Here is a 24,490-nt window from a genome sequence, read left to right on the forward strand (position 1 = left end):
TTTAGATACAAACCAGACACAAGCGGCGATCGTTGAGAAAATGCCTGTAAATATCAAGATGCCTGTAAGGTAAATATTTCTTGATTTATCGCGTATCAAGCTGATGCGTTTTTGATTCATTGTTATGCACACAGGTTCTATTAGTTAATGCATATTAATGCATTTAGCTTAATGACGCAGGCACCCAGATCACATCTCTGAAAAACTGCTCACTAATTCAGTTTCTTACCTTCACCGCGTAAGGCCAATAGCAGGGGGTGACCAACTGGAAAGTTAACCTCATCTATGGCAGCACTCACCTCAGGCAAGCCCTTGAATAATTCTTTATCGCCTTGAAACACCATGGTCCACTTTTCAAAGTTTCTAGCGTCAATACTTTTCTTCTCTATCAATCGAATATTTTTATGGCGATCATCTTTTTGTATTTTTTCCCATAATGCATGAATCACATCCTCGGGACCCTCAATCACCTGACCAAATTGATTATTTTCGTAAATGAGTGCGCCAGTAATTTCTAATCTGAGATTTCTTAAATAGGAATGATAGAGAAGCCGCATGAGACCTAAAAAGGACATCCCCTGAGCGGGCTCACTGACATAGGTTAATTCCATGAGTTTTGACATCACTCCATACTATGGAGGAATAATGATAGTTTCTGTAGGCATATACCCTAAAGTAGGTGCCCGAAAGATTTACATCTCCATTGCTGCCTTCGATTAATCCCGAACTGTGATCAGGATTTCATTACGGCGTATGAAGGGTATAGACCAAGGAGGGTTATACCGGGCAAATTGGGGGTTGCCAATTGACTGCCATTGCTTACTTTTGATCCAATCTTCCAATGCCTTTGTTTTTTCAAGGACTTTCGCTTCATTATAAAAACCAGAAAAGGTGATTGCCGCACGTCTTTGTGCGGGTAACTCCCGAATACTCACCAATGGATTTAATGGCTTGGGTAGTGTCGCCATAGTGTACTCAGAGGGCATTACAAATGAGAATACCCATTGACTCACACCTTTCGCAGAATCCTTACTAGCCTCAATACCTACTGGCACGGTCATCGCAATCTTAGTGCTTTGTGCTGTTTCAATCGCTACTGGAGCAGTCATGGATATTTTTTCACTAACTTGGTTCTGACCAAAAATGAAAGCTGCTATCAGACGAAATCCTTGACTAGAGGCTGTGTCTAAATCACCCTCCACTTTGACCTCGGCAATCAACTGAGGAGCATAAGAACGAAGTTCAAAAGGTTCTGATTTTTCAATAATAGAAAATCGAGGTTCTTCAGTGGCCATTACAGTACTCGCAATCAATATGCTGGTCAGAAATACTAAGAGTCGGGAGATGGAAATGTTCATGATTAATTACTTACCAAGCTGAGTGAATAGTAAACCCCGATGCATCATATTGAATGTGGGCTTGCGCACCTACTGGCAAAGTAAGCTTCTCGGCTTGATGCCCAAACGGTAAGCCGGTTAATACCGGAATATTTTTTGGAAGACGCTGATTAATCGCCTCAATGGCAGTTGCTAGCTCATAGCCACGATCATTATCATAAAGACGATAGGACGAGAATCCACCCAAAAGAATGGCACTTTGATTGGCTAATATGCCTGCATCCAATAATTGCATCAACATCCGCTCAATTCGATAAGGATGTTCATTCACATCCTCTAGAAATAAAATCCCACCTTGAGTTTGCTGCTGATTTGGCAAGTAAGGCGTGCCAACTAAACCTGCCAACACGGTTAAATTTCCACCCCATAGCATTCCGGATGCTTGGCCTGAGGCAGGATTTCTTAAGAAGGGTTGCGCAGCCCGGATAGTGCAATCCAATTTACGCTCTGTAATTGCTTTCTGAAAATGCGCCCACATAAATGCATTCGGTGTAACGCCATCACCCTGCTCGCCTTGGCAAGCAAAATCAAAATTGAGCATGGGACCGGCCAAAGTAATTGAGCCAGTTTGAGCCAACAAGCCCAACTGAAAAACTGTGAAATCACTGTGTCCACAAATTTGTATGCCACTCTTAATAGCTTTACTAATCGCACTCCACTCAATCCCTGGGAGGAGGCGATGCAATCCATAGCCGCCGCGCATAGCTACAACGACACTATCTGGAGAAAGTGTGGCGATTTGATTGATTTCAGCTAAACGCTCAGCATCCGATCCAGCAAAACGTTGTTCGACTCGGCTTACACAGGTGGAATTGAGAACTTCAATACCCTGCTTCTGAAGCCACTCGATTCCAGCTAATGGGCTGCGTACATCAAGGCTTGCTCCAGAAGGGGCAATTAAATGAATTGACTTCAACGCCGCTCCTTAAAAAAATTGCGCAGTATTTGCCCGCACTCTTCGTTCATGATGCCACCTTCAACCTGGGTCTGGTGATTAATCCGCTTTTCCGAGAATACATTAAGCACACTGCCTGCAGCACCAGTTTTAGGATCCGCAGCACCAAATACCACGCGCTCAACCCTGGCATGCAGCATCGCTCCAGCACACATGGTGCAGGGTTCTAGCGTGACATAAAGAGTTGTGCCAGGCAGACGATAGTTTGATTCAATTTGAGCTGCGGCACGCAATGTCATCATCTCGGCGTGGGCGCTAGGATCGCTACTACTAATCGGCCGATTAAAGCCTGTTGAGATTACTTGACCATCTCGAACTAATACAGCACCTACAGGTACCTCACCAGCTGCCGCAGCGAGCTTAGCTTGATCCAAAGCTTGCTGCATAAATTGACGATCAAGCTCTGCTTGCATATTACTTTTTATGAGTGAGAAACATCAGCCCAACAATTGGGGGTTTCATAAAGACGAATAGATGCTAGCTTAAGACGGCCATCAAAGGCTTTTTCAAAAACTGGCTGCAATACTCTAAAGGCTGCGCTGGCTAAGTTCTCGACAGTGGGGACATGCTCCATCACCACCGTCTTGTGGTTAGGAATGGAATTTAAATAATTTACTAATCCAGCATCTTCTTTAGCTACCAGAAACGCATGATCCCAAGGCTCTACTACATATTGATTGGTAAGGCGCTTGATATCCCCAAAGTCCAAGACCATGCCATCATCCGCTTTACCAGGATGATCTGCAATCACCCCTGTTAGCGTGACTTCAATTGCATAGCGATGACCATGCAGGTGACGACACTGTCCATCGTGATTCGGAATGCGATGACCTGAATCAAACTCAAGTCGACGGGTGATGGAAATAGCTTCTTGCTTTGCAGTCATGTTATGTTTTCTAAGTACTTAAAAATTACTTGATCAGACTCTTATCGGATACCAATGATCTTATGAGTTTGAACACTCAAACGCCACAAGGGACGCTTCTGACAGAGGCGAACTGCCAATGCGAGGTTTTCTTGGAGATGTGGACCATCCATCGCTTGCAAGAAACGGTTGCGATAATCCATCTTCTCAAACCGAGCTAATAAGGTTTCAATAGAAGTGTGTCCAGCTTGAGGTATTACCAACTTCATTTCATCAGCCTGCAACACAATTAGTTCAGAACCGGCTTTAGGACTGACACATACCCAATCAACCCCCTTAGGCACCTTGATTGTTCCATTCGTCTCAATGGCAATGGCAAAGCCCTTGGTATGCAAAGCATCGATCAAGTCAGCATCTAGTTGCAGTAGAGGCTCGCCACCCGTAAAGACGACGTAGCGTTGCTGTGGTCCTGCAGAAGTACTGCTCCATACTTCTTCAATGGTATCAGCCAATAGAGAGGCAGTTTCAAACTTTCCGCCACCAGCGCCATCACTTCCAACAAAGTCGGTATCGCAAAATTGGCAAACCGCAGTAGCACGATCTTCTTCGCGACCGCTCCACAGATTGCAGCCAGAAAATCGGCAAAATACAGCCGCACGACCAGCGTGGGCGCCCTCACCCTGAAGGGTTGGAAAGAGTTCTTTTACGGTATACATAGCTATGCCTCGATTTTAAGCGCTTTGCTTACTTCCAGGACACAAGCTCCCACTCTAAGTAATCTTCCCAAAGGGCACCCGCCCACGACATGCCACCCCATAAGTATTGTCCAGAGCTTCGTCTAATGACCCAGCGACCGATTTCTGGCGAAAGCCAGACGTCTTCTTGGCGATAATTAGCCACTCGTGAGAAGTCATTGCTAGTGAAATAAGGCGCCTCACTTTGATACTTCAAGACCGGAAATTGCCCTGCAGGAGTGCTGACACCCTCCCACCCTACTGCACTTATATTCAAGCCCCAGTAGTAATCATTGTCTGGATAAGCAAGCACCTGATAACGATTACGATAAAACCCAGACCATCCTGGAGCCAGTTGCTCAGGCCACAAAGGGATGGGCTGTAAAAACCGTTGAGGAGGATTCCAATGGGGATCTTGAACAATGTAGCCCCAAGGTTGCTGGATCTCATCCGGGAGCGGCCCAGCCTTCAGTCCACTGCGCTCAATCCGAACCTGAGGTCCAACCGAAACCACTTTCTCGGTAACGATATCCACTAGCTCTTGGTTAAACACATTGCGTACGTTATAGACCCACTGCTGACCAACTTGTGGCGACCTCACCTGAGGAGGGTTGATCGGTTGCGGTAAGGGTGTTGAAACTGGATAGGGCTGAGACGCAATACATGCCACCAGCAATGCTGGTGACAGCAGCACAACTAATCTACGTACGACACTTATTTGTAAGAGCTTAATTGCCATTGATAACTACCCTCTAAAATCACTGGACCAATCTGCCCTTGAATTTGATAAGAACCAGATGCCTCACGCGCAACCCAGCGGCCAATCTGGGGAGCAAACCAAACCGTTTCCTTACGGATGCAATCAACCTTGTTTGGATCTTCACTCTCATAACTAATCAGAGTCTGAAAACGTAGTGCCACAAACTCTCCGGCAGGAACAGTAATTTTTTCCCAGCCCTGAACGGACATATATTCTTGCCAATTCATTCTTAAGTCTGAATAGCCAGCAATGCTGTATTTAGTATTGAACTGCTTAGCCCAGGTAGGGGATAGTTGCTCTGGCCAAAGCGGCAAGGAAGGACTGAAGTTGAGTAAACGTGACCACTGCGTATCGGTAGTAACCATTCCCCATGATGTTTGGATTTCACTGGGTAAGCGAGCGCCATCAGCCGTAGACCGGTCAATCACAATAGTTGAGCCAATATTAGCAACACGCTCAGTAATGACATCTAGCGTTTTGCCATCAAAAATATTTTTCTTAATATAGGTCCACTCCTGCCCCACTTGCGGAGGACGCACAACGGGCAGTGGTTTTGGTTGAGCAACTGGAATCCCATGCTCATAAGAAAGACTTCCGCAAGCTACAGGAGCTAGAGCGGCTGATACGATGAAAGTACGGCGAGATAAATTCATATTCTTACCCAAAATAATTAGACTTAACAACTACAGAAGTAATGCAGCAAATAAAGTTTATACATGCTTCAAAGCTTTTGCTATTTTATTGCGCCCCACCGAGGTCTTTGGGATATCAGGCATATCAAACCACCGATGGGTTTCTTCCTCAAAACCTACGCCATGCATAAAGTTGTATATCGCCTTTTTGAGGCCAATACCAAGATGATCGTGATCTACACCTGTGGGGTCGATAAAGGCAACATCATTCTTCGCAAAACTAATAGGCGGTAATGGGACGAGTTCGATGCCATAGGCTGCTGGATCAAGACCTACTGGGGAATGGACCGTACAAGTAAATCGATGAAAAAAGCCACTCTGAATACAGCCATTCTCGAAAAGCTGACGAACATACTCAAGAGAGTCAACAGTTTCTTGAACAGTTTGCGTTGGGAAACCATACATCAGATAAGCATGCACCAAGATACCCGCGTCTGAAAATCCTTTTGTTACCTGGGCCACCTGCTCTACAGAAACGCCTTTTTTCATCAGATCAAGAAGTCTGTCAGAAGCCACTTCCAAGCCACCAGACATCGCGATACACCCGCTCTGAGCTAATAATTCAGAGAGCTCTGGAGTAAAGGTTTTTTCGAAACGAATATTACCCCACCAAGAAATTACCACCTTGCGCCGAATTAATTCTTCAGCAAGTGCTTTTAAGATCTTCGGTGGCGCAGCTTCATCTACAAAATGAAATCCTGTTTGACCGGTCTCCGCAACAATCACTTCGATACGATCTACCAATAGACTGGCTGAAGCAGTTTCATAACGAGAAATATAATCTAGACTGACATCACAAAAGCTACATTTTTTCCAATAGCAGCCATGTGCAACAGTGAGCTTATTCCAGCGCCCATCACTCCAGAGGCGATGCATGGGGTTGAGCATATCCAACAAGGATAAATAAGAGTTGAGCGGCAGCCCATCCCACGTCGCAGTACCTACCTCTTCAAAAGGTATATCAGGCTCTTGCCAGTTGACGTAACGCACTTCATTACCAGTAGTTCGAACATATGTACGAACCAATCTTTCCGAAGACCGCTTGCCATTTAAATGCTCTAGCAATGCAAGCAAAGGTCGCTCACCAGAATCTAGCGTGATGTAATCGACAAAATCAAATAGGCGTGGATCGGTGAGCTCACGTAACTCGGTATTCACATAGCCACCGCCAAGACCAATTTGGATACTGGGGTGATGTTGTTTGATGGTTTTCGCAATACGAAGTGCAGCGTACATTGCCCCAGGAAACGGTACCGACAATAGCACTAAAGTTGGCTGATGTTTTTCTATGGAGGACTTTGTTAGATTCTGTAAATGCAAATCCATTAATGTGGGACTTGCCGTCAAGGCATCTGCCAGCGGTGTAAAAGTAGGCTGGCTACCTGCCAAGGATTCCGCATAGCGAACAAATTCAAAGCGCTCGTCCACCGCATCACGTAGAACGTCAGATAAATCGTTGAGATAAAGAGTAGCCAAATGACGTGCTCGATCCTGGGAACCTAGCGCACCAAAGGCCCATGCCAATGAATCCCGACCCTCTTCTTCCTCATAAGAATCTAAGGATAAAAAGCGTGGGCCTTCAGGTAGCAAAGTACGACTATTAATGCGATGGGCAAGCGTACTATCTCTTCCTTGCAAAAATGCAATAGCTAAAGCAATGGTGCTTTGGTAATCTGCAAAATAATCCAGAAAGAAGTTAACACTGGCACTTCGATTTTCTTCAGGGAGCTTCAAGGCTTGGCTTTTAATCTCCAGTAAACCCTGAGGAGTAAAGAAACCAAGAACCAAGGCCAAAGCTAAATCTTCTTGAACCGCCTCAAAACCACGTGAACGTAAAAATCCCGTGAGATAAGCAGTTGATGGATACGGCGTATTGAGCTGCGTCATTGGCGGAATGAGGCTCAGAATTTTCATGCTGCTTGCGTCCGCTTATCACCAAGGGATTCCAGCAACTCTAACTCTTCTGCAGTAAAGCCAGCCTGCTCACGCGCTTCAAAATTAAACGGCCCCCTCAAAGTGGGTGCACGGTATTTCTCGGCCAATTCTCGATAAGTCGTAATCGGAGATAAGTTCTCATTAGCGCACAAGAAGTTAAACCAGCGATTGCCAACGAGCACATGGCTGATTTCATCATGAAGAATAATTTCCAAAATCTCAACAGCACGTTCATCTTGAATTTGCTTAAACCGATCCCGAATCTCTGGAACTGCATCAAGACCTCTTGCCTCCATGGTTCTGGGAACTAATGCCATACGAGCAATAACTGAATCTGAAGTTCTCTCTACCATCTCCCACAGACTATTATGGGCTGGAAAATCACCATAGCCAAATCCAAAAGACTGTAAATGGGTATTGATCAAGCTGAAGTGATATGACTCTTCCTTAGCTACCTTTAACCATTCCTCGTAGTAAGTCTTAGGCATATTTGGAAAACGCCAAATCGCATCTAGAGCGAGATTCATGGCATTAAATTCAATGTGCGCAAGAGAGTGCCAAAGAATAGCTCTACCCTCAACTGTATCCATTTTTCTTTTAGGAACAAACTTCGGCGCTACTAAATCTGGCTTATTGGGACGACCAGGCAGATGAAGATTCTGACTATCGAAGTTAACAGAAAGATTGATCGCAACACGCTGAGTCAAGTGATCATTGAACAAGCCAAATAGTTGGGCAACTTTAGATTGCGGGTCAGTATTTGCCAGTATTGCTAGGGCGGTTTCTCGTAACTCAAGCATGGGTATGGGTCGGACTTAATAAGGCCTATTGAAGAGCTAAGCCAAATCTACTAGTTTGAGCCCCATCCCAGTACTGAACATACTCTTGAGGTACATCTTTTTGCGAAGAAGCATCAGCACCTGGCAATAGCGCTCCAGCTGTTAGGGTTGGGAGCTGAGATGCCAATGAGGTTATCTTGCCTGAACCATCTCTGCATAATAGATAATCAGGCGTAATTTGATTAGGATGCATGAGACCTGCAGAGCCAATTAAATCCGCCAAAGATGCAACAGTATTCTGATGGAATGCAAATACTCGCTCAGCCTTATCAGGAACTACCAATGCTCTTTGACGACCTAAGTCCTGAGTTGCAACACCTGTAGGGCACTTGTCCGTATGACATGTTCGTGACTGAATGCAGCCTAATGCGAACATAAATCCTCTTGCAGAATTGCACCAATCGGCCCCCAATGCAATGGCCCGAATGATGTCATAGCCAGAAATAATTTTTCCCGAGGCCCCGATCGCAATCTCCTTGCGTTTATTAATTCCGACTAAGGTGTTATGTACCAATCTAAGGCCATCACGAAGCGGCATCCCCACATGATCTGTAAATTCAACAGGGGCGGCACCAGTACCACCCTCGCTGCCATCGACCACTATGAAGTCAGGACTAATGCCTGTCTCTAGCATCGCCTTAGCAATACCAAAGAACTCCCAGGGCTGGCCTACACATAATTTGAAGCCAACAGGCTTCCCACCACTCAACTTACGTAAGCGCGCAATAAATTTCATGAGCTCCAATGGAGACGAAAATTCAGCATGATGGGCTGGAGAGATGCAATCCTCACCGATGGGTACGCCTCTAGTAGCAGCAATTTCAGCAGTGACTTTAGCGCCAGGCAGGACCCCGCCATGACCAGGCTTAGCGCCCTGCGACAACTTAATTTCTACCATCTTAATTTGCGGATCAACTACTTGAGCAGCAAATTTTTCCTCCGAAAATCGACCATCTGCAGTACGACAGCCAAAATATCCAGATCCAATTTCCCAAATAATATCGCCACCGAACTCGCGATGATATGAAGAGATTGAGCCTTCACCAGTATCGTGAGCAAATCCACCCAGCTTTGCACCTCTATTAAGTGCTCGAATTGCATTTGGTGAAAGTGACCCAAAACTCATCGCAGAAATATTAAATATGGACAAAGAGTACGGCTGAAGACAACTTGGGCCGCCAACTTGAATACGAAACTGACTTGGGTCAGGATGGCATGGGGAATTTGAGTGTCCCAACCATTCACCCTCAGAACCATACATTGACTTGATTGAACCAAATCCCCGCTTATCGTTATCTTTTTTGGAGCGGCTATAAACCATGGCCCTTTGATTTCTTGAAAAAGGAATTTTTTCCTCATCATCTTCTAAGAAATATTGGCGTATTTCGGGGCGGATATATTCAAGTAAGAATCGAAAATGTCCTATCAAAGGGTAATTTCGTAATACTGAATGATGCTTTTGAATTGAATCCTTTAGACCAATCAAAAATAATCCCAAGAAAAATATAGCTAAATATGGACTGTAAGAAAAAGAAAGGGGGGCAAGTATGCCGGTTGAAAGCCAAAAAAAATATCTTGAATAATGCATTTGAAGACCTCCTGCCCAAGATTTTGATAATCAGTATTGAAAAATAGATGCCTATTTAAATCTACAGCAAGAAGTACAGAAGCGATAACTTGATTGCGATTCTATTCCCACTCGATTGTCAACTGGGTGGGGAAGGCAGGTGTAACAAAAGGCATAGCGGGTATCCATGAAATCTAATACCGTCAATGTTACCGTCTTCCCTACCTGTAGTCGAGTCAACCGGGTAGAAACAGTGTTGATTGAACCTCAACACATTAGCTTCACATTGGACTACTTATGCTTTGATGACGGTAAATTTTAGTGATTTAGGACTGTATCTTGACGGCATATTCAGAGCTTTTACGGTATTTCAAAAGACAGTTCCAAAATAACTATGCTCCATCCTCCGGCTCCGGTCGCCGATTCGGCGAGGGGGTCACAGCCAGGTTGAACCTCTGTTCCCGCCTGCTGCTCTGATTCTCTAGCCCAACGATTTGCTCCTTCAACCCCTTCACGAATGGATTGTCCGGCCCAAACTCCGGCTCCAGCCTTGTTACGGCAGCCTGTAGTAGTTCGAGTTGTGATGGCATCAATATCTTTCTTGAAAGTTACTCATCATTTCTTTCGCCATGTGCCTCTATAGCTAATCGGCCTGCCCATTCAAACATTGCCTCTGCTTCTGCTGAAGTCTTTGGCCCAATTTTTCTAGCTTTCGCCAATGCTCTCATTTCAGCGCACCATCTAGCGGGGTCCTTAAGGTTTTCCTCCCTTACGCATATGGCCAGCATGAATTGCTCATCTGGAAGATCTAAAAAAGACTTGTAATCATGATTTGAGCTTGTCATCTTCAGTTGGTCCAATCAACTTACTTGTTTTTCATGCGACTCATCGCTTCGGGAACTTGCCATCCAAATATTTTTGATAGCGGCAAAAACACAAGCGTAGCTAATATTGCACTTGGGGCATTTATGACTACTGAAGTCAACGGAACTTTTCGAAGAATACCAATTGAAAGAACGATCGCCCAGGTAGGAGCAAAGCTTATAGAAAATGAATAAATGGCTGTAAAGACTGCTGAATAAGCTACAAAGCAAGAAAAAAACCACCCAAATTCTTGGTTTAGACGCGTTATAAAGGGCCATAGCATTGCGCTGAATGCTTTTTTATACATTGGTCCGTTAACGTATTGCGGACGATCAATAGCATGTGAAATGGTGTGAAACTCAACCATCTCAAACCCAGTCCAGTAGTAGCCAAGAAATAAACCAATAACTAGACTTTCCATCTCAATCACCCTTTTGAGTTCTGCGCAAGGATTTCATATTCAACGTACAGATCAATTGAGCCATTGACTAGTCTTCTTATGAGTTGGCAAAATGATTGATGCTTAATTGGCAAGAGTCTTTTTTTGAACGAATACGTTTTTATCGTATTCATCCCAAAACTTTCTCAACGCTATTTCAAGGCCTTTGGGGGGAAATTGCGTAACTGGAATTATTTGAAGCGTGCTACCCGTGAATTTCAAGTTCCCACGGATTGAGATCTGAACTCCGCCTTTAGTCTCAAGTGCAACGGCATTAAAAACAGACTCAAAATAAACCAGGTTGTTCCACCCAATAAATGGAGCTACAGACCTTGATCTTGGGGCCTCAACTTCCTCAACAATTTTGAACTCATCAAACGTCAAGGGTTTTGGTGCCTTGGCTGATGCCGTCATTGTCCCGGCCCTGTAGTCAGAGCTTGTCGTAATTAAGTCGAGATTCTGAAAGGTTATGGCCAAAGCGCTCATGGCCTGTTCCTTGGTAACTCCTTGGAAGTCGCGTGTACCCAGCTTCTTGAAGACTTGCTGGTTATCTTTATCCCACATTGCGTCTAAATTCTGCATTTGGGATTGAGTGACACACCCGCCTAGGAGAACTGTTAGAGCAAGAGATAGGGTTAAGAGTCCTACTCTCATTAGTATCCCCCTACACGCATGCTGAAGTCTTCTACAACGCCTGAAGTACTGAAATCAATAATTACGGTAATCGTCTTAACTCGCGTTGAGCTGGTGGTGCTTGACTTGCTGCCACCAGCCAAAATTATTGTTCCGTATCCACTAGCTGTAGTCGTATCTGTTTCAACTCGATATCGGTCGTATATCCATATTTCTTTGCTCTTGCGCATGACCATGTTGTCAGGAGAGCCGAACAGTTTTACAACATCCTCTTGGGTTGATTGGCCAATTTTGATGTTCTTTTTCACCATGCCATAAGTGAGGGTGTTGGGGGATGGGCTGCCATCAGTGTCGGAGGCCCAAATCGGGCCTTGTAGCCCTACAAATATTGCAAGTGCTAGGCTGATAGTCGTTATAAATTTATGCCGCATTCAACGTCCAATTTCGATTTGGGGGCCATCATAATTATACGAATTAGTGTGTATGTGATTTACAGCATAACGTAGATAGTAGCCATGTGCAACCTAGCTTATCAATCCGCTTTGGACAAGTCATCAGGACCCTCCGCAATGAGGCGGGGATGTCACAAGTTGTCTTTGCAGAACGCTGCGGCTTCTATCAAACCTACTTAAGTCGAATTGAAACTGGTCAGGCAAACCCCTCTCTAAATGCTATCGAGGTAATCAGTAATTCTTTAGGGATAACCGTCTTCGAACTGTTTGAACGAATTCGAGAGCATTCTCGCAAGCGATCTTGAAGGCAATGTCCAGAGGCTTGAAATTCAAGTATTCCGCCTCGCGCGCGCACGCGATGCGTGTAGTAAAGTATTAAGCATTCGCATAACAAGTCTTCAAAAAACTGCTTGTAACGACGAATAAAGCATCCAGATGTAGAAGATTGTGGGTAAACAGTACGAACAAAAAACTATCCGTGTCAGCATAAATGACGGTAATGTTGATTTGCGCTTGTTTTTTTCTTTTTTGCCACAATGACTTAAGTTAGTCATTCACAATCCGTTACGCATAGTTCGCTCGTCTATCAGTGATTCCATATGCTCATGAAAACAAGCATTGAATGGCGTATTACATTGTTCCCGCATCACGGGACAGTCAGCCGACTAGATTTAGGGTCTAACGACCCGTGACACGGGCCATTGCCACTCTGTTCTGCCCCGCAATATGGGTCGGAGCTGCCCTGTGACGCAGGCTGCGATCTTCGTTTAATTTGAGAAGCCTTCAAGGCCTCTGGTTGAGGTCTATTCGGTAATTGACAAGGCCTGGACCAAGCACCAGGGTGATACTGATTTGGACTAAAGTCGAGTCCCACAAAATTGCTAATGCGGAGCCAGGTCAAGGCAAACCAAGAAGCCCCACCAAAGGTGGTTTTCCCTCCGTTTCGAACTGGCAATCCACCCTGCCTAGTAAGAATTATTAAATTACGGGCTATCAACTCATCCCGCCCCTTTGCAATTTGATCTTTTGATCTGAAGCCCTGTTCTCGCATGTAAACGTATGACAAATGCAGCCGGCCGTTGTTGCCACCGTTATGCTGGTCAGCAAGCTCAATAAGCAAGGCTCTAGCTAGTGGGGAGCAAGCTTTGAATGCTTCGGATCTTTTTACGCTGCGTGGAATTGCAAGAATCTGTCCGATGTATGCTTCTGGAACTTTTTTAATCCTACCCATACTGATTGGCCTTAAGTATTTCAACGGTAGGAGTTGGATTTCTTGGGAAGCGATGCTGGGGAGTGGCTATGAACCGGAGCTACTCCATTAGCAGGTCGGCCACGAGCGGTTTTCCTCAATAAAACATTTGGCCATTGAGCCGCTTTAATTACAGCCTTTCGCCTAACCTCTAACCAAGAGTCAATCTCATCTTCAAACCAGACTGCGCAGCGAGGAGTCAACAGAAAATGGGCTGGAAATTCACCCTTCTTTTCAAGCTGATATAGGGTGGTTCGGCATAGGCCTGTTTTTGAAAGAACTGCAGCTCGACGAATCGTACGACGGGGTTGGGTTACTTGCATTTTTCGATCTCCGTTGATGGCTAATGAATGAGATCGATACTAGATAACAAGAGGATTTCTAGATATTTGGTGATATTTGAATATCCCCCACTTAATTTGATCGCCAGTCGGAGTGCCAATCTATAACAGTTTCTGGCTTCACATCAAATCCACATTCGGCCAAAATTTCACTAGTTCGCTCAAAAGCGGAAATTTTCTTTTTAGTTTCGCTTCGCGTTTTTGGAAGCTTCTCTGTCTTTGCAACGATTTCCACAATGATGGCAGCAGTCTTCTTTAAAGAAATGGGGTAACCCTTTCTTCCCTTACCTCGTTTGGGTTGAGGCACAGATGTTGCCTGATCAAGCATTTCCCCAAGTATCTGCTGGCGTGCGCGATCAGAAACTCCAATTTTGATCAAGGCTGCTTTAACCTCTCGAGACATTCTTTCCAGACTAACGCCACCAACTTGGTACTCAAGGAGCCATATTCCCAATGCAATAGTCTCTGCCTTCCTAACCTGCTTATCCATCTTTTGTCGATAGATTATCTGATCGTTTGTTAGGGGTGAGGTCAGTAGAGTCTCTTTCATAGGTCTATTCCATCATCATCGTGAGCTGCGTTATCAATCCTGCATTTGGTTAAGGCGACTATCTCTCTTGCACTCTCCCCTTTACACCATGCATCGATCATGTCAGCCCATCCTTGCATAAGAGCCTTTCTAGGACCAGGGAGCTTGGCGTGGTTATAAGCTGCAGCCACTTGATCTTTTTTAACGTGAGCGAGACAAGCTTCTACAAGCGCTTCAGGAAACAATGCTTCATTTAATCTTGTGGAAAACGTACGACGCAAATCATGAACAGAGAATGCCTCAAAATCATCATCTTCAGGATTTCGTTTGTCATTTATAACCTTCACTGCTGCATCAATGGTTCGGTTTAATGTTGCGTTGCTAATCGATTCATCAAATTCGTAGCGTCCTGGATGAAAGTAAATAGCTGCTGGAAAGCAAGCTTTTAATGTGGTCAGAATATCCAATGCCTGCTCTGATAGAAACACTTTATGCTCTCTACCCGCCTTCATACGCAAGGCGGGAATTGTCCATACAGAGCGCTCCCAGTTAACTTCCTTCCATGTTGCATAAATAAATTCTGATTTCCTCACACCTGTCAGCAGGACGAATTTCACGGCCAAGCGTAATGTCGGCGAAGTTGCGGTCTCTTGAAGCGCTTCGAAAAACTCTTTAATCTCGTATCGAGTCAAATTTCTCTCTCGAGCCTTAAAGGTTGCAATCGATTTTCGTTGAATAGACTCTACCGGACTCACAAGATCAACTCCTTGTCCAATAGCATAACGAAACACAAGAAGAACAAGTTCACGCGCATGAACAGCAGGGCCGGGGCCTCTCTCATCTTTCGCCCTCCTAAACAGTTCTGCTAACTTCAGCGGTCGAATTTCTTGCAGCCGCAAGCTAGCCAACTCTGGTGCAAGAATACGTCGATAGATTGACTTTCGCAGCTCAAGTGTTGAGTCAGCCAACATTTCATCCCCGCTCTTCGGATCAGATTTAAATTCGAAATATCTCTCAACCCAGCCGCCAAAGGTGTCAGCCTGATCTTTCTGAATTCGCTTTTCTGCCTTGGCTTTTGAGGGCGACATCCCTGACTGCACCATGCGTCTAGCTCTATCATGCAAGGCTCGTGCATCAGCAAGAGATATCACACGGCCGAAGTCGAGACCAACTAATTCGTCTTGCGTCCGACTTGGAATTCCATCTTCATAACGGCCAATCGTTAGGGTTTCACGTTTCCCGTCGACCCTGTAATCAAATCGGAAGGACTTTCCACCTGCAGGGGAAACGGCTACATAAAGCCCTTGGGAATCTGTAACTTTATAAACCTTTGCACTAGGCTTAAGAGTTTTAAGTTGAGTATCAGTCAGCATTTAGGCATCCTTTTGTTTCCACCTTAATACCGTCAGACCATCTGGCGGTATTGCTCGGGCAGGACTCGAGACACCGAAAATTTACCGACTGAAATACCGTTACGCAAATAAACTGCTCAATGAACGCAGATGAACGTTCAGGACACTTAACTCATTGAAGCAGCTAAATAATTTCGGTTTTGCGGTACGTAGTTGAACGATGCAAAACAATACTAGGTCATTCCCACTCAATAGTTGCCGGCGGTTTTCCACTGATATCGTAGACCACACGATTAATGCCGCGCACTTCATTGATGATGCGATTAGATACTTTACCAAGTAGATCATGAGGCAAGTGAGCCCAGTGCGCAGTCATGAAGTCTTGTGTTTGGACTGCTCTAAGCGCAACAACGTATTCATAGGTTCTGCCGTCACCCATGACACCCACTGATTTCACAGGCAAGAAGACGGCAAAGGCTTGGCTGGTGAGGTCATACCAAGATTTTTGACTCGCTTCATCAATCGTATTACGCAGCTCTTCAATGAAAATAGCGTCAGCACGTTGCAAGAGGCTGGCGAATTCTGCTTTCACTTCACCTAAGATACGCACACCAAGACCAGGTCCTGGGAATGGATGGCGATATACCATCTCGCGAGGCAAACCTAATGCAACACCAAGTTCACGCACCTCATCTTTAAACAATTCACGTAATGGCTCAAGCAACTTGAGGTGCATATCTTCAGGCAAACCACCCACATTGTGGTGACTCTTAATCGTATGCGCGCCCTTCTTACCCTTACCAGCAGACTCAATCACGTCTGGGTAAATCGTTCCTTGAGCAAGCCACTTGGCATTTTTAATCTTGCCAGACTCAGTTTGGAAAATCTCTACGAATTCTTTACCGATGATCTTGCGCTTGGCCTCAGGATCTGCAACACCTGCGAGTTCAGACATAAACTTTTGTTTGGCGTCCACTCGAATTACCTTAACGCCAAGGTTTCGAGCAAACATTTCCATCACCATGTCGCCTTCGTTCAAACGAAGTAGGCCATGATCAACAAACACACAAGTGAGTTGCTCACCAATGGCGCGATGTATTAAAGCTGCTGCCACACTAGAGTCAACGCCCCCGGATAAACCGAGAATCACCTCTTCGTCACCAACTTGCTTACGAATATGCTCAACCGCTTCACTAATGTAGTCGCCCATGACCCAATCTGGTTTGCATTGGCAAATCTCATGCACAAAGCGACTTAAGATGGCTTCGCCTTGCAACGTATGGGTTACCTCTGGGTGAAACTGGAACGCATAAAAACGACGCTCTTCATCAGCCATACCAGCAATAGGGCAGGAGTCAGTTGAAGCCATGAGCTTAAAAGATGATGGCATTGTTGTTACAGAGTCACCATGACTCATCCATACCTTCAGAATGCCGTAACCTTCACTAGTAGAAAAGTCCTGAATACCTTTTAACAAATTAGTGTGGCCATGGGCACGTACTTCTGAATAACCAAACTCACGGGCTTTACCCAAAGACTCAGCAGAAGCCACGGCGCCACCCAATTGGGTTGCCATGGTTTGCATGCCGTAGCAAATACCTAGAACGGGAACGCCTAATTCAAAAACGATTTGGGGTGCACGAGGACTACCGTCTTCTGTTACAGAGCTTGGCCCACCTGAAAGAATGATGCCTTTACCACCCTGCTCTTGAATGAACTTACGAATAAATTCTGGATCGCAATCGTAGGGATGGATCTCAGAATAGACGCGCGCATCACGCACACGTCGGGCAATCAATTGGGTAACTTGTGAACCAAAGTCGAGAATCAGTATTTTGTCGTGCACGAAAGGATTACCTTAAATTCAAGCTGCTGTTACTTCTTAATCAATATGGTAATTCGGCGCTTCCTTGGTGATCTTCACATCATGAACATGTGACTCACGCACACCCGCTGAAGTGATCTCCACAAAATTCGCTTTCTCGTGAAGCTCATCAATGGTCTTGCATCCAAGATAGCCCATTGAAGAACGAATACCACCAGTCAGTTGATGCAAGATGGCAAGGACGCTACCTTTGTAAGGTACTTGCCCTTCAATACCTTCCGGTACTAGCTTCTCAGCATTCGCAGCACTGATATCGCTTTGGAAATAACGATCTGCAGAGCCATCCGCCATCGCGCCCAAAGAGCCCATGCCGCGATAGCTTTTGTATGAACGACCTTGGTAGAGAAACACTTCACCAGGAGCTTCTTCAGTACCAGCAAACATACCACCCATCATGACTGAGCTTGCTCCAGCAGCCAAGGCTTTTGCAACGTCACCTGAGTAACGCACACCACCATCAGCAATGAGAGGAATGCCTGTACCTTTGAGGGCAGCAGCCACATTGACGATGGCGCTAATCTGAGGCACACCAACACCTGCAACAATCCGGGTAGTGCAAATAGAGCCAGGACCAATCCCGACCTTCACGCCATCAGCGCCGTGGTCAGCCAATGCTTTAGCAGCATCACCCGTGGCAATGTTTCCACCAATTACTTGTACGTGAGGGTAATTTTTCTTAACCCACTTCACGCGATCTAAGACGCCTTGGCTATGTCCGTGTGCGGTATCCACCACAATCACATCGACGCCCGCACGAACTAAGAGCTCAATACGCTCATCATTATCAGGACCAACACCGACTGCAGCGCCAACGCGCAATTTACCTTCACTATCTTTACAGGCATTTGGATGCTCAGTCGCCTTCAAGATATCTTTAACGGTAATCAGACCACGTAATTCAAACTTGTCGTTGACTACCAGTACGCGCTCTAAGCGATGCTGACTCATCAAGCGCTTTGCCTCCTCTAGAGAGCAACCTTCTTTGACTGTGATTAAGCGCTCACGGGGAGTCATCTTGGATTTCACTGGCGCATCCAAGTCTTCTTCAAAACGCAAATCGCGGTTGGTAATAATGCCCACCACTTCTTTGCCAGTCAGCACCGGGAATCCGGAGAAACCATGCTCACGAGAGAGTTGAATAACTTGGCGTAGAGTGGCATTTGGATCCACCGTAATAGGATCACGCAAAATACCGGATTCGTAACGCTTCACCTTAGCCACTTCCCTGGCCTGTTCAGCAGGCTTGAGATTTTTATGAACAATGCCAATACCACCTTCGCTAGCCATGGCAATTGCCAAGCGGCCTTCAGTGACGGTATCCATTGCCGCAGACACCAACGGTGTATTGAGTGAAATTTCTCGAGTTAACTTACTTGCCAAGCTGGCATCTCGAGGGAGTACCGATGAATAAGCCGGTACAAGGAGCACATCGTCAAAAGTGAGTGCTTTTTGAATGAGTCGCATGCAAAACCCCTAGTCGCAAAAACCGATTATAGCCTCCTAGCCTTTCTTTTAGCTGCGGCAGCCTGGAATTTGGCATCTTGATTCTGATTGGCCTTCTTGCGACGGACGACCTTAGGGTCAACTAGGAGCGCAGAATATAGCTCTAGGCGATCACCCTCATAAATAGGGCTGTCCCAATCCTTACGCTTGCCAAAGACGCCAAAACAGCCTTTTCTTGCCAAGATGGGATCATTTGGGCCTTGAGCAATTCCGGCTCTCAAAAGGGCAAGCCCTACAGTAGGAGCCTCGGAAGGCAATAAGTGCAGTGTGAAAGGGTTTAAACGAGGCTCATCTAAGCGGGCATCACAAATCAGAATCTCCATAGACTGACTAGCCATAGAGGTCTTCAGCTCGTTTGACGAAACAATCCACAAAGGTGCCTGCAATATGTCCGAAGACCGGGCCAATGATCTTATCTAGGATGACGCTCTTGAACTCCCAGTGAAGTTTAAATTCCACCTTGCAGGCATCTTCCTTGAGGGGAATGAAGTTCCACTGCCCAGAAAAATGCTTAAATGGTCCATCTACAAACACCATATCAATGCTTTCAGGGCGACGATTGCTATTGCGAGTATGAAAATACTGATTAATGCCCTTGAAGTGGATATTGATTTTGGCGTCCAAAATAGTCTCGGATTGCTCAAAAATTTCTACACCACCGCACCAGGGCAAGAACTCTGGGTAGCGGGCAACATCAGTTACCAAACCATACATGCGGTCCGCGGATTGGCCAATTAAAACGGTCTTGTTGACGTCTGCCATAATCGATCTTGAGAAGCTAAATAAATATGAGTATCGTCGATAACAAAAAAGCCTTCTTCGATTATTTTATCGAGGAACGGTTTGAGGCAGGGCTGGTTCTGGAAGGCTGGGAAGTAAAAGCTATCCGCGCCGGTCGCGTGCACATCAAAGAAGCGTATGTTGTCATCCGTCGGGCGGAGCTGTTCCTGATCGGTTGCCATATCACCCCCCTGCTATCAGCTTCCACTCATATAGTTCCAGATAGCACCCGAACCCGCAAACTCCTCCTCAATGCAATTGAGATTAAAAAACTCATCGGCAAAGTGGAGCAAAAAGGCTATACCCTTGTTCCATTGAACCTGCATTTCTCCAAAGGGAATGTGAAGTGTGAGATTGGATTGGCCCGCGGCAAGAAGCAGCATGACAAACGCGCTGCCACCAAAGAGCGTGAATGGGAAGTCCAAAAGGGTCGAATTGCTCGAGGCGACCTCAACGCCTAATTTCTTGCACCAATAAAGTGCATTGAAGCACCAAGCTGCCCCATCCCTCTACACGAGGCCAATCTAAAGGCATTAGTTTGTAAGTATGAAATTGCCTTTTGATGAAATGCTCGACGCCAGCGGAAAAGCGCGCCCCCATTACCAAGTTTTCCACCATTGGCTCAAGCAACAAAGCGATACCCTCATGGGTCTTAAGCGCGCCGAAGCTGACCTCATCTTCCGACGTGTTGGCATTACCTTTGCAGTCTATGGAGATGATCTTGGATCTGAGAGGACCATTCCCTTTGATCAAGTTCCCCGTATCTTTACTGCCAAAGAATGGGCGCAGCTAGAGGCTGGCTTACGTCAACGGGTTAAAGCACTCAATCGCTTTATCTACGACGTCTATCACGAAGAAGACATTATTAAAGCAGGCATTATTCCCGCTGAGCAAATTTATAACAACGCGCAATACCGACCAGAGATGCGCAACGTGAATGTGCCACGGGATATTTATGCCCAGATCGCCGGAATTGATATCGTGCGGGCTGGAGAGGGCGAGTTCTACGTCTTGGAAGATAACTTGCGTGTTCCGTCCGGCGTCTCTTATATGGTTGAAGATCGCAAAATGATGATGCGACTCTTCCCCGACCTATTTCAACAATATCGTGTTGCACCTGTTGAGCACTATCCCGATTTTTTATTGGAATGTTTAAAGTCAGTAAAACCTGATGATGTCAAAAAGCCTAACGTCGTAGTGCTCACTCCGGGCATGTACAACTCTGCCTATTTTGAGCACAGCTACCTAGCCCAGCAGATGGGTGTTGAATTGGTTGAGGGCAAGGACTTGTTTGTGAAGAATGAGCAAGTCTTTATGCGCACTACCCAAGGCCCTGAGCGGGTAGACGTTATTTACCGCCGCGTTGATGATGACTTCTTGGACCCCCTGGCATTTAGGTCCGACTCGACTTTAGGTGTTGCAGGACTACTTTCTGCACATCGCGCGGGCAATGTGACCTTGGCAAATGCCATTGGCACTGGTATTGCTGATGACAAATCCATCTATCCTTATGTACCCGACATGATTGAGTTCTATTTGGGTGAGAAACCGATTCTCAATAACGTGCCGACTTTCCAATGCCGCAAGCCAGATGACCTTGCTTACACCTTAGCGAATTTAGATAAGTTGGTTGTGAAGTTGACGCATGGTGCTGGTGGTTATGGCATGTTAGTGGGGCCGGCGTCGAGTAAAGCGGAGATAGAGGAATTTCGAAAACATCTGATTGCCAATCCAGATAAATACATTGCCCAACCAACACTTGCACTATCCACTTGCCCAACCTTCGTAGAGTCTGGTGTGGCGCCCCGCCATATTGATTTGCGCCCATTTGTTTTATCGGGCAAAACCATCAAGATGGTGCCAGGCGGACTTACTCGTGTGGCGCTCAAAGAAGGCTCTTTAGTCGTGAATTCATCACAAGGTGGCGGCACTAAGGACACCTGGGTACTCGAAGAATAAAATGGATAAGTCAATATGCTAAGTCGTACCGCTGATTGCCTTTACTGGATGGCTCGCTACACAGAACGCGCAGAAAATACTGCTCGAATGTTAGATGTCAATCACCAAACCTCCCTCCTCCCACAGCCTGCAGAGTTTTTAGAGCAAAGCTGGAAAAAGCTCCTCACGATTTCTAAGCTGGAAACATTATTCCTAGAGAAATACGATGTAATTACTCGTGAGAATGTCTTGGATTTTATGATTTATGAAACCAGCAATCCATCTAGCATCGTATCTTGCCTATTTGCCGCTCGTGAGAATGCGCGCGTCATTCGAGGGAAGATTACTTCCGAAGCATGGGAAACACAAAATACTACTTGGCTGGAATTACAACGCATTCTGGAATCCCGTAATCAAACTGATCCAAGTAGATTGCTGGAATGGGTCAAGCACCGCTGCCATCTATTTAGGGGCGTGATGCATGGGACTATGCTCAAGAATGAAGCCTTCTACTTTATGAATGTCGGCACATTACTGGAGAGGGCCGATAACACCGCTCGTATTTTAGAAACCAAATACGAAGGTCAAGTGGCCCTGAAAGCATTAGGTAAAGGCAAGGAGGGTAAAGAAGGCAAGTCAGTTGATGAGACTGATGGCAATTTCTTTGATTTCTATCACTGGGCCGCCCTACTACGCTCAGTCTCTGCTTTTGAGATCTATCGGCAGATTTACTCTGATCAAGTAAGCCCCAAGAAAGTTGCACAACTCTTAATTTTTAACAGGCAAATGCCACGCTCACTAGTATGCTGCGTTAATGAGCTCATTCCTTTGATTGCAGAAATGAAAAATCAACAATCCAAAGAAATTGAACGCCTGCTAGGCAAGCTCAAGGCAAGCTTAGACTATTCCGATATTGATGAAGTTTTTTCTCAAGGGCTGGAAGAGTTCATTAAAGAGTTCTTGGAACGCATCAACCACATTGCTGATGAATTCAGTAATGCCTATCTCATACCATTAGCTGTAGCTTAAAGATCGCCATGCACCTGAAGATTCGCCATCGAACCGAATACCGTTATGAAACACCTGTTCGCTATTCCATTCAAGAGTTGCGCCTAACACCCCCCGATGTAGCAGGTCAAGCCATTGAAAAGTGGAAGGTCAGCACCCCTATTAAGGCAAGTAGCTCACTCGATGCATTTGGAAACGTTTACAGCGTTTTCGTTCAAGAAAGCGCATACACCTCCATGATGATTGAGGCAGAAGGTGAAGTCACGACGCAAGATGCTTTTGAGTTCCTAGATGCCCCCAAGGCAGTTTCGCCCTACCACCTCCTACAGCAAACCAATCTCACTGAGCCTACCGCAGCAATGCTGGAGTATTTCTCATCATCGCTGCCCAAGAAGAACGCTGTTGATGAGGTATTGGAATTGGCTGCGGCAGTGCAAGAGACAATTCTTTATTTTCCAGGACAAACGAATTTTGCAACCACCGCTGCTCAATCATTTGCTATGAAATCCGGTGTTTGCCAAGATCATGCACACATCATGCTCGGCTTGTGTCGTGCCTCTGGCATTCCAGCGCGCTATGTCAGCGGCTACTTCTTTGCAGAAGATTCGCCCAATCTGGCAAGCCATGCCTGGATAGATTTTTGCGCTGACCTTACTAAGGGACTCTGGTTGAGCATTGACATCACCAATGCCTGCTTTACTGATGCGCGTCATGTACGCCTGGCGATTGGTAGAGATTATTACTCAGCAGCTCCAGTAAAAGGAGTTCGCTCTGGTGGAGGTGGTGAAGAGTTAAGTGCCAGTATCTCAATTACCCAGCTGAATTAAAGAAGCTCCTGATCAAGTCAAGTAAGAGATAATTAAAAGAAATCATTAAAGGGACTGCAGGATGACGTATTGCGTTGGACTTTGCCTCAAAGATGGCCTGGTGTTTTTATCCGATACCCGCACTAATGCGGGTGTTGATCAAATCGGCACCTTCAGAAAGATGTCCTTATTCCAAAAGGATAAAGACCGCTTTTTTACGCTAATGAGTGCTGGCAATCTCGCCATTACGCAAGCTGTTAAAGAAATTCTCTTGCAAGGCCAGCTTCTCAATGGGAAGAATTTATGGAATGTAGAAAGCACCCACGATGCAGCTGTGGTCATTGGTGATGCCATCAAACAGGTTTATGACAGAGACCATCAAGCACTAGAAAAAGCAGGTATTGATTTCAACTGCAATCTCATCTTTGGTGGACAGATTAAAGGTGAGCGTCCAAGACTGTTTAATATTTATTCAGCTGGTAACTTTATTGAAGCTACGCCTGAAACATGCTACTTCCAGATTGGAGAATCCAAATACGGCAAACCCATCTTAGATAGGGTTATTACCTTTGATACACCCCTCAACTTAGCAACCAAGTGCGCCCTGATTTCTATGGATTCCACGCTCAACAGTAATATCTCTGTTGGCCTACCACTGGATCTCATGGTTTACGAAAAGAACTCCTTGCAAGCCAGTAAGCTGGTCACTATGGATGAGTCAAATCCCTACTTCCAAATGATCCACCAGTTGTGGGGCGAAAAATTACGGGCCGCATTTAACTCGATTGCAGAGCCTAGTTGGTCTGGAGCTACGCCCTCGCGCTCGATTGCATCGCCCGCTAAGAAAATGGGTGCAGTACCCATTCATCGCAGCATTAAGGCCCCTAAGAAAATAGTTAAAGCTAGTCCAAAGAAAAGAGTGACTGCAAAAGCGAAGCGCTAGTTCGCTTAGCAGCTCCAAAACAAA

28 protein-coding genes are annotated in these 24,490 nt (G+C 45.7%); 6 read left to right on the top strand and 22 right to left on the bottom strand.

The features are described 5' to 3' along the window. Positions 1 to 212: 212 nt before the first annotated feature. The 15 genes from ICN27_RS06915 to ICN27_RS06985 form a co-directional block, all read right to left on the bottom strand. Positions 213 to 623, bottom strand: coding sequence for a BLUF domain-containing protein (locus ICN27_RS06915; protein WP_215307777.1), 411 nt, complete (start codon positions 621 to 623; stop codon positions 213 to 215). 93 nt (positions 624 to 716) lie between these two features. Continuing rightward, entirely contained in the window at positions 717 to 1,358 is a 642-nt protein-coding gene (locus ICN27_RS06920) for a heme-binding protein (protein WP_255535062.1), read from the bottom strand. Between the two features lie 10 nt (positions 1,359 to 1,368). Further along, positions 1,369 to 2,313 (bottom strand): LD-carboxypeptidase, encoded by a 945-nt coding sequence (locus tag ICN27_RS06925; RefSeq protein WP_216269466.1) that lies wholly within the window; start codon positions 2,311 to 2,313, stop codon positions 1,369 to 1,371. Beyond that, positions 2,310 to 2,765 (bottom strand): tRNA adenosine(34) deaminase TadA, encoded by a 456-nt coding sequence (gene tadA, locus ICN27_RS06930; RefSeq protein ID WP_215307781.1) that lies wholly within the window; start codon positions 2,763 to 2,765, stop codon positions 2,310 to 2,312. Before tadA ends, ICN27_RS06925 begins: the two co-directional genes overlap by 4 nt. Positions 2,766 to 2,773: 8 nt before the next feature. Then, complete coding sequence (gene queD / locus ICN27_RS06935; protein WP_215307783.1) at positions 2,774 to 3,238, bottom strand: 6-carboxytetrahydropterin synthase QueD; 465 nt, start codon at positions 3,236 to 3,238, stop codon at positions 2,774 to 2,776. Positions 3,239 to 3,279: 41 nt separating this feature from the next. Continuing rightward, positions 3,280 to 3,933 (bottom strand): 7-carboxy-7-deazaguanine synthase, encoded by a 654-nt coding sequence (gene queE, locus ICN27_RS06940; RefSeq protein WP_216269467.1) that lies wholly within the window; start codon positions 3,931 to 3,933, stop codon positions 3,280 to 3,282. Between the two features lie 28 nt (positions 3,934 to 3,961). After that, complete coding sequence (locus ICN27_RS06945; protein WP_215307787.1) at positions 3,962 to 4,690, bottom strand: hypothetical protein; 729 nt, start codon at positions 4,688 to 4,690, stop codon at positions 3,962 to 3,964. Beyond that, positions 4,666 to 5,364: a hypothetical protein gene (locus ICN27_RS06950; protein WP_216269468.1), complete on the bottom strand. Its 699-nt coding sequence runs from the start codon at positions 5,362 to 5,364 to the stop codon at positions 4,666 to 4,668. The genes ICN27_RS06945 and ICN27_RS06950 overlap by 25 nt, the downstream gene beginning before the upstream one ends. A 57-nt stretch (positions 5,365 to 5,421) precedes the next feature. Further along, complete coding sequence (locus ICN27_RS06955) at positions 5,422 to 7,317, bottom strand: radical SAM protein (RefSeq protein ID WP_216269469.1); 1,896 nt, start codon at positions 7,315 to 7,317, stop codon at positions 5,422 to 5,424. Next, entirely contained in the window at positions 7,314 to 8,138 is an 825-nt protein-coding gene (locus ICN27_RS06960; RefSeq protein ID WP_216269470.1) for a ferritin-like domain-containing protein, read from the bottom strand. Before ICN27_RS06960 ends, ICN27_RS06955 begins: the two co-directional genes overlap by 4 nt. Before the next feature lie 25 nt (positions 8,139 to 8,163). Then, positions 8,164 to 9,765 carry an FMN-binding glutamate synthase family protein gene (locus tag ICN27_RS06965; protein WP_216269471.1) on the bottom strand — a complete coding sequence of 534 codons (1,602 nt, stop codon included), beginning with the start codon at positions 9,763 to 9,765 and terminating at the stop codon, positions 8,164 to 8,166. A 587-nt stretch (positions 9,766 to 10,352) separates the two neighbouring features. Next, positions 10,353 to 10,589: a hypothetical protein gene (locus ICN27_RS06970; RefSeq protein WP_216269472.1), complete on the bottom strand. Its 237-nt coding sequence runs from the start codon at positions 10,587 to 10,589 to the stop codon at positions 10,353 to 10,355. A gap of 20 nt (positions 10,590 to 10,609) precedes the next feature. Next, positions 10,610 to 11,029 carry a hypothetical protein gene (locus tag ICN27_RS06975; RefSeq protein ID WP_216269473.1) on the bottom strand — a complete coding sequence of 140 codons (420 nt, stop codon included), beginning with the start codon at positions 11,027 to 11,029 and terminating at the stop codon, positions 10,610 to 10,612. 102 nt (positions 11,030 to 11,131) lie between these two features. Beyond that, a complete protein-coding gene (locus ICN27_RS06980; RefSeq protein ID WP_216269474.1) occupies positions 11,132 to 11,701 on the bottom strand; it encodes a hypothetical protein in 570 nt (189 codons plus the stop codon). Beyond that, complete coding sequence (locus tag ICN27_RS06985) at positions 11,701 to 12,111, bottom strand: hypothetical protein (RefSeq protein WP_216269475.1); 411 nt, start codon at positions 12,109 to 12,111, stop codon at positions 11,701 to 11,703. The genes ICN27_RS06980 and ICN27_RS06985 overlap by 1 nt, the downstream gene beginning before the upstream one ends. 86 nt (positions 12,112 to 12,197) lie before the next feature. On the opposite strand from ICN27_RS06985, the gene ICN27_RS06990 reads away from it, so the two are divergent. Further along, positions 12,198 to 12,437, top strand: coding sequence for a helix-turn-helix domain-containing protein (locus ICN27_RS06990; RefSeq protein ID WP_216269476.1), 240 nt, complete (start codon positions 12,198 to 12,200; stop codon positions 12,435 to 12,437). Between the two features lie 946 nt (positions 12,438 to 13,383). Here ICN27_RS06990 and ICN27_RS06995 read toward each other — a convergent pair. The 7 genes from ICN27_RS06995 to ICN27_RS07025 all read right to left on the bottom strand — a co-directional run bounded on the left by ICN27_RS06995 (position 13,384) and on the right by ICN27_RS07025 (position 19,753). Then, complete coding sequence (locus tag ICN27_RS06995; protein WP_216269477.1) at positions 13,384 to 13,704, bottom strand: AlpA family transcriptional regulator; 321 nt, start codon at positions 13,702 to 13,704, stop codon at positions 13,384 to 13,386. A 91-nt stretch (positions 13,705 to 13,795) separates the two neighbouring features. Then, positions 13,796 to 14,272, bottom strand: coding sequence for a hypothetical protein (locus ICN27_RS07000; protein WP_216269478.1), 477 nt, complete (start codon positions 14,270 to 14,272; stop codon positions 13,796 to 13,798). Beyond that, complete coding sequence (locus ICN27_RS07005) at positions 14,269 to 15,624, bottom strand: site-specific integrase (protein ID WP_216269479.1); 1,356 nt, start codon at positions 15,622 to 15,624, stop codon at positions 14,269 to 14,271. The genes ICN27_RS07000 and ICN27_RS07005 overlap by 4 nt, the downstream gene beginning before the upstream one ends. Before the next feature lie 217 nt (positions 15,625 to 15,841). Then, positions 15,842 to 17,449, bottom strand: a complete 1,608-nt coding sequence (gene guaA / locus ICN27_RS07010; protein WP_216269480.1) for a glutamine-hydrolyzing GMP synthase — start codon at positions 17,447 to 17,449, stop codon at positions 15,842 to 15,844. Between the two features lie 36 nt (positions 17,450 to 17,485). Then, positions 17,486 to 18,952: an IMP dehydrogenase gene (gene guaB / locus ICN27_RS07015; RefSeq protein ID WP_215307799.1), complete on the bottom strand. Its 1,467-nt coding sequence runs from the start codon at positions 18,950 to 18,952 to the stop codon at positions 17,486 to 17,488. A gap of 26 nt (positions 18,953 to 18,978) precedes the next feature. Beyond that, complete coding sequence (locus ICN27_RS07020; protein ID WP_216269481.1) at positions 18,979 to 19,329, bottom strand: RnfH family protein; 351 nt, start codon at positions 19,327 to 19,329, stop codon at positions 18,979 to 18,981. Continuing rightward, positions 19,322 to 19,753, bottom strand: a complete 432-nt coding sequence (locus ICN27_RS07025) for a type II toxin-antitoxin system RatA family toxin (RefSeq protein ID WP_215307802.1) — start codon at positions 19,751 to 19,753, stop codon at positions 19,322 to 19,324. Before ICN27_RS07025 ends, ICN27_RS07020 begins: the two co-directional genes overlap by 8 nt. 26 nt (positions 19,754 to 19,779) lie before the next feature. Here ICN27_RS07025 and smpB point away from each other — a divergent pair, with 26 nt between their 5' ends. The 5 genes from smpB to ICN27_RS07050 all read left to right on the top strand — a co-directional run bounded on the left by smpB (position 19,780) and on the right by ICN27_RS07050 (position 24,466). Beyond that, positions 19,780 to 20,232: an SsrA-binding protein SmpB gene (smpB, locus tag ICN27_RS07030; protein WP_015421400.1), complete on the top strand. Its 453-nt coding sequence runs from the start codon at positions 19,780 to 19,782 to the stop codon at positions 20,230 to 20,232. 85 nt (positions 20,233 to 20,317) lie between these two features. Then, positions 20,318 to 21,730, top strand: coding sequence for a circularly permuted type 2 ATP-grasp protein (locus tag ICN27_RS07035; RefSeq protein ID WP_215307804.1), 1,413 nt, complete (start codon positions 20,318 to 20,320; stop codon positions 21,728 to 21,730). Between the two features lie 15 nt (positions 21,731 to 21,745). Further along, positions 21,746 to 22,738: an alpha-E domain-containing protein gene (locus ICN27_RS07040; RefSeq protein ID WP_216269482.1), complete on the top strand. Its 993-nt coding sequence runs from the start codon at positions 21,746 to 21,748 to the stop codon at positions 22,736 to 22,738. Positions 22,739 to 22,746: 8 nt separating this feature from the next. Then, complete coding sequence (locus ICN27_RS07045; RefSeq protein WP_216269483.1) at positions 22,747 to 23,544, top strand: transglutaminase family protein; 798 nt, start codon at positions 22,747 to 22,749, stop codon at positions 23,542 to 23,544. 61 nt (positions 23,545 to 23,605) lie between these two features. Further along, a complete protein-coding gene (locus ICN27_RS07050) occupies positions 23,606 to 24,466 on the top strand; it encodes a proteasome-type protease (protein WP_216269484.1) in 861 nt (286 codons plus the stop codon). The last annotated feature ends 24 nt before the right edge of the window (positions 24,467 to 24,490 follow it).

This window comes from Polynucleobacter sp. Nonnen-W13, from assembly GCF_018881735.1.
In the GTDB taxonomy this organism is placed as follows: domain Bacteria; phylum Pseudomonadota; class Gammaproteobacteria; order Burkholderiales; family Burkholderiaceae; genus Polynucleobacter.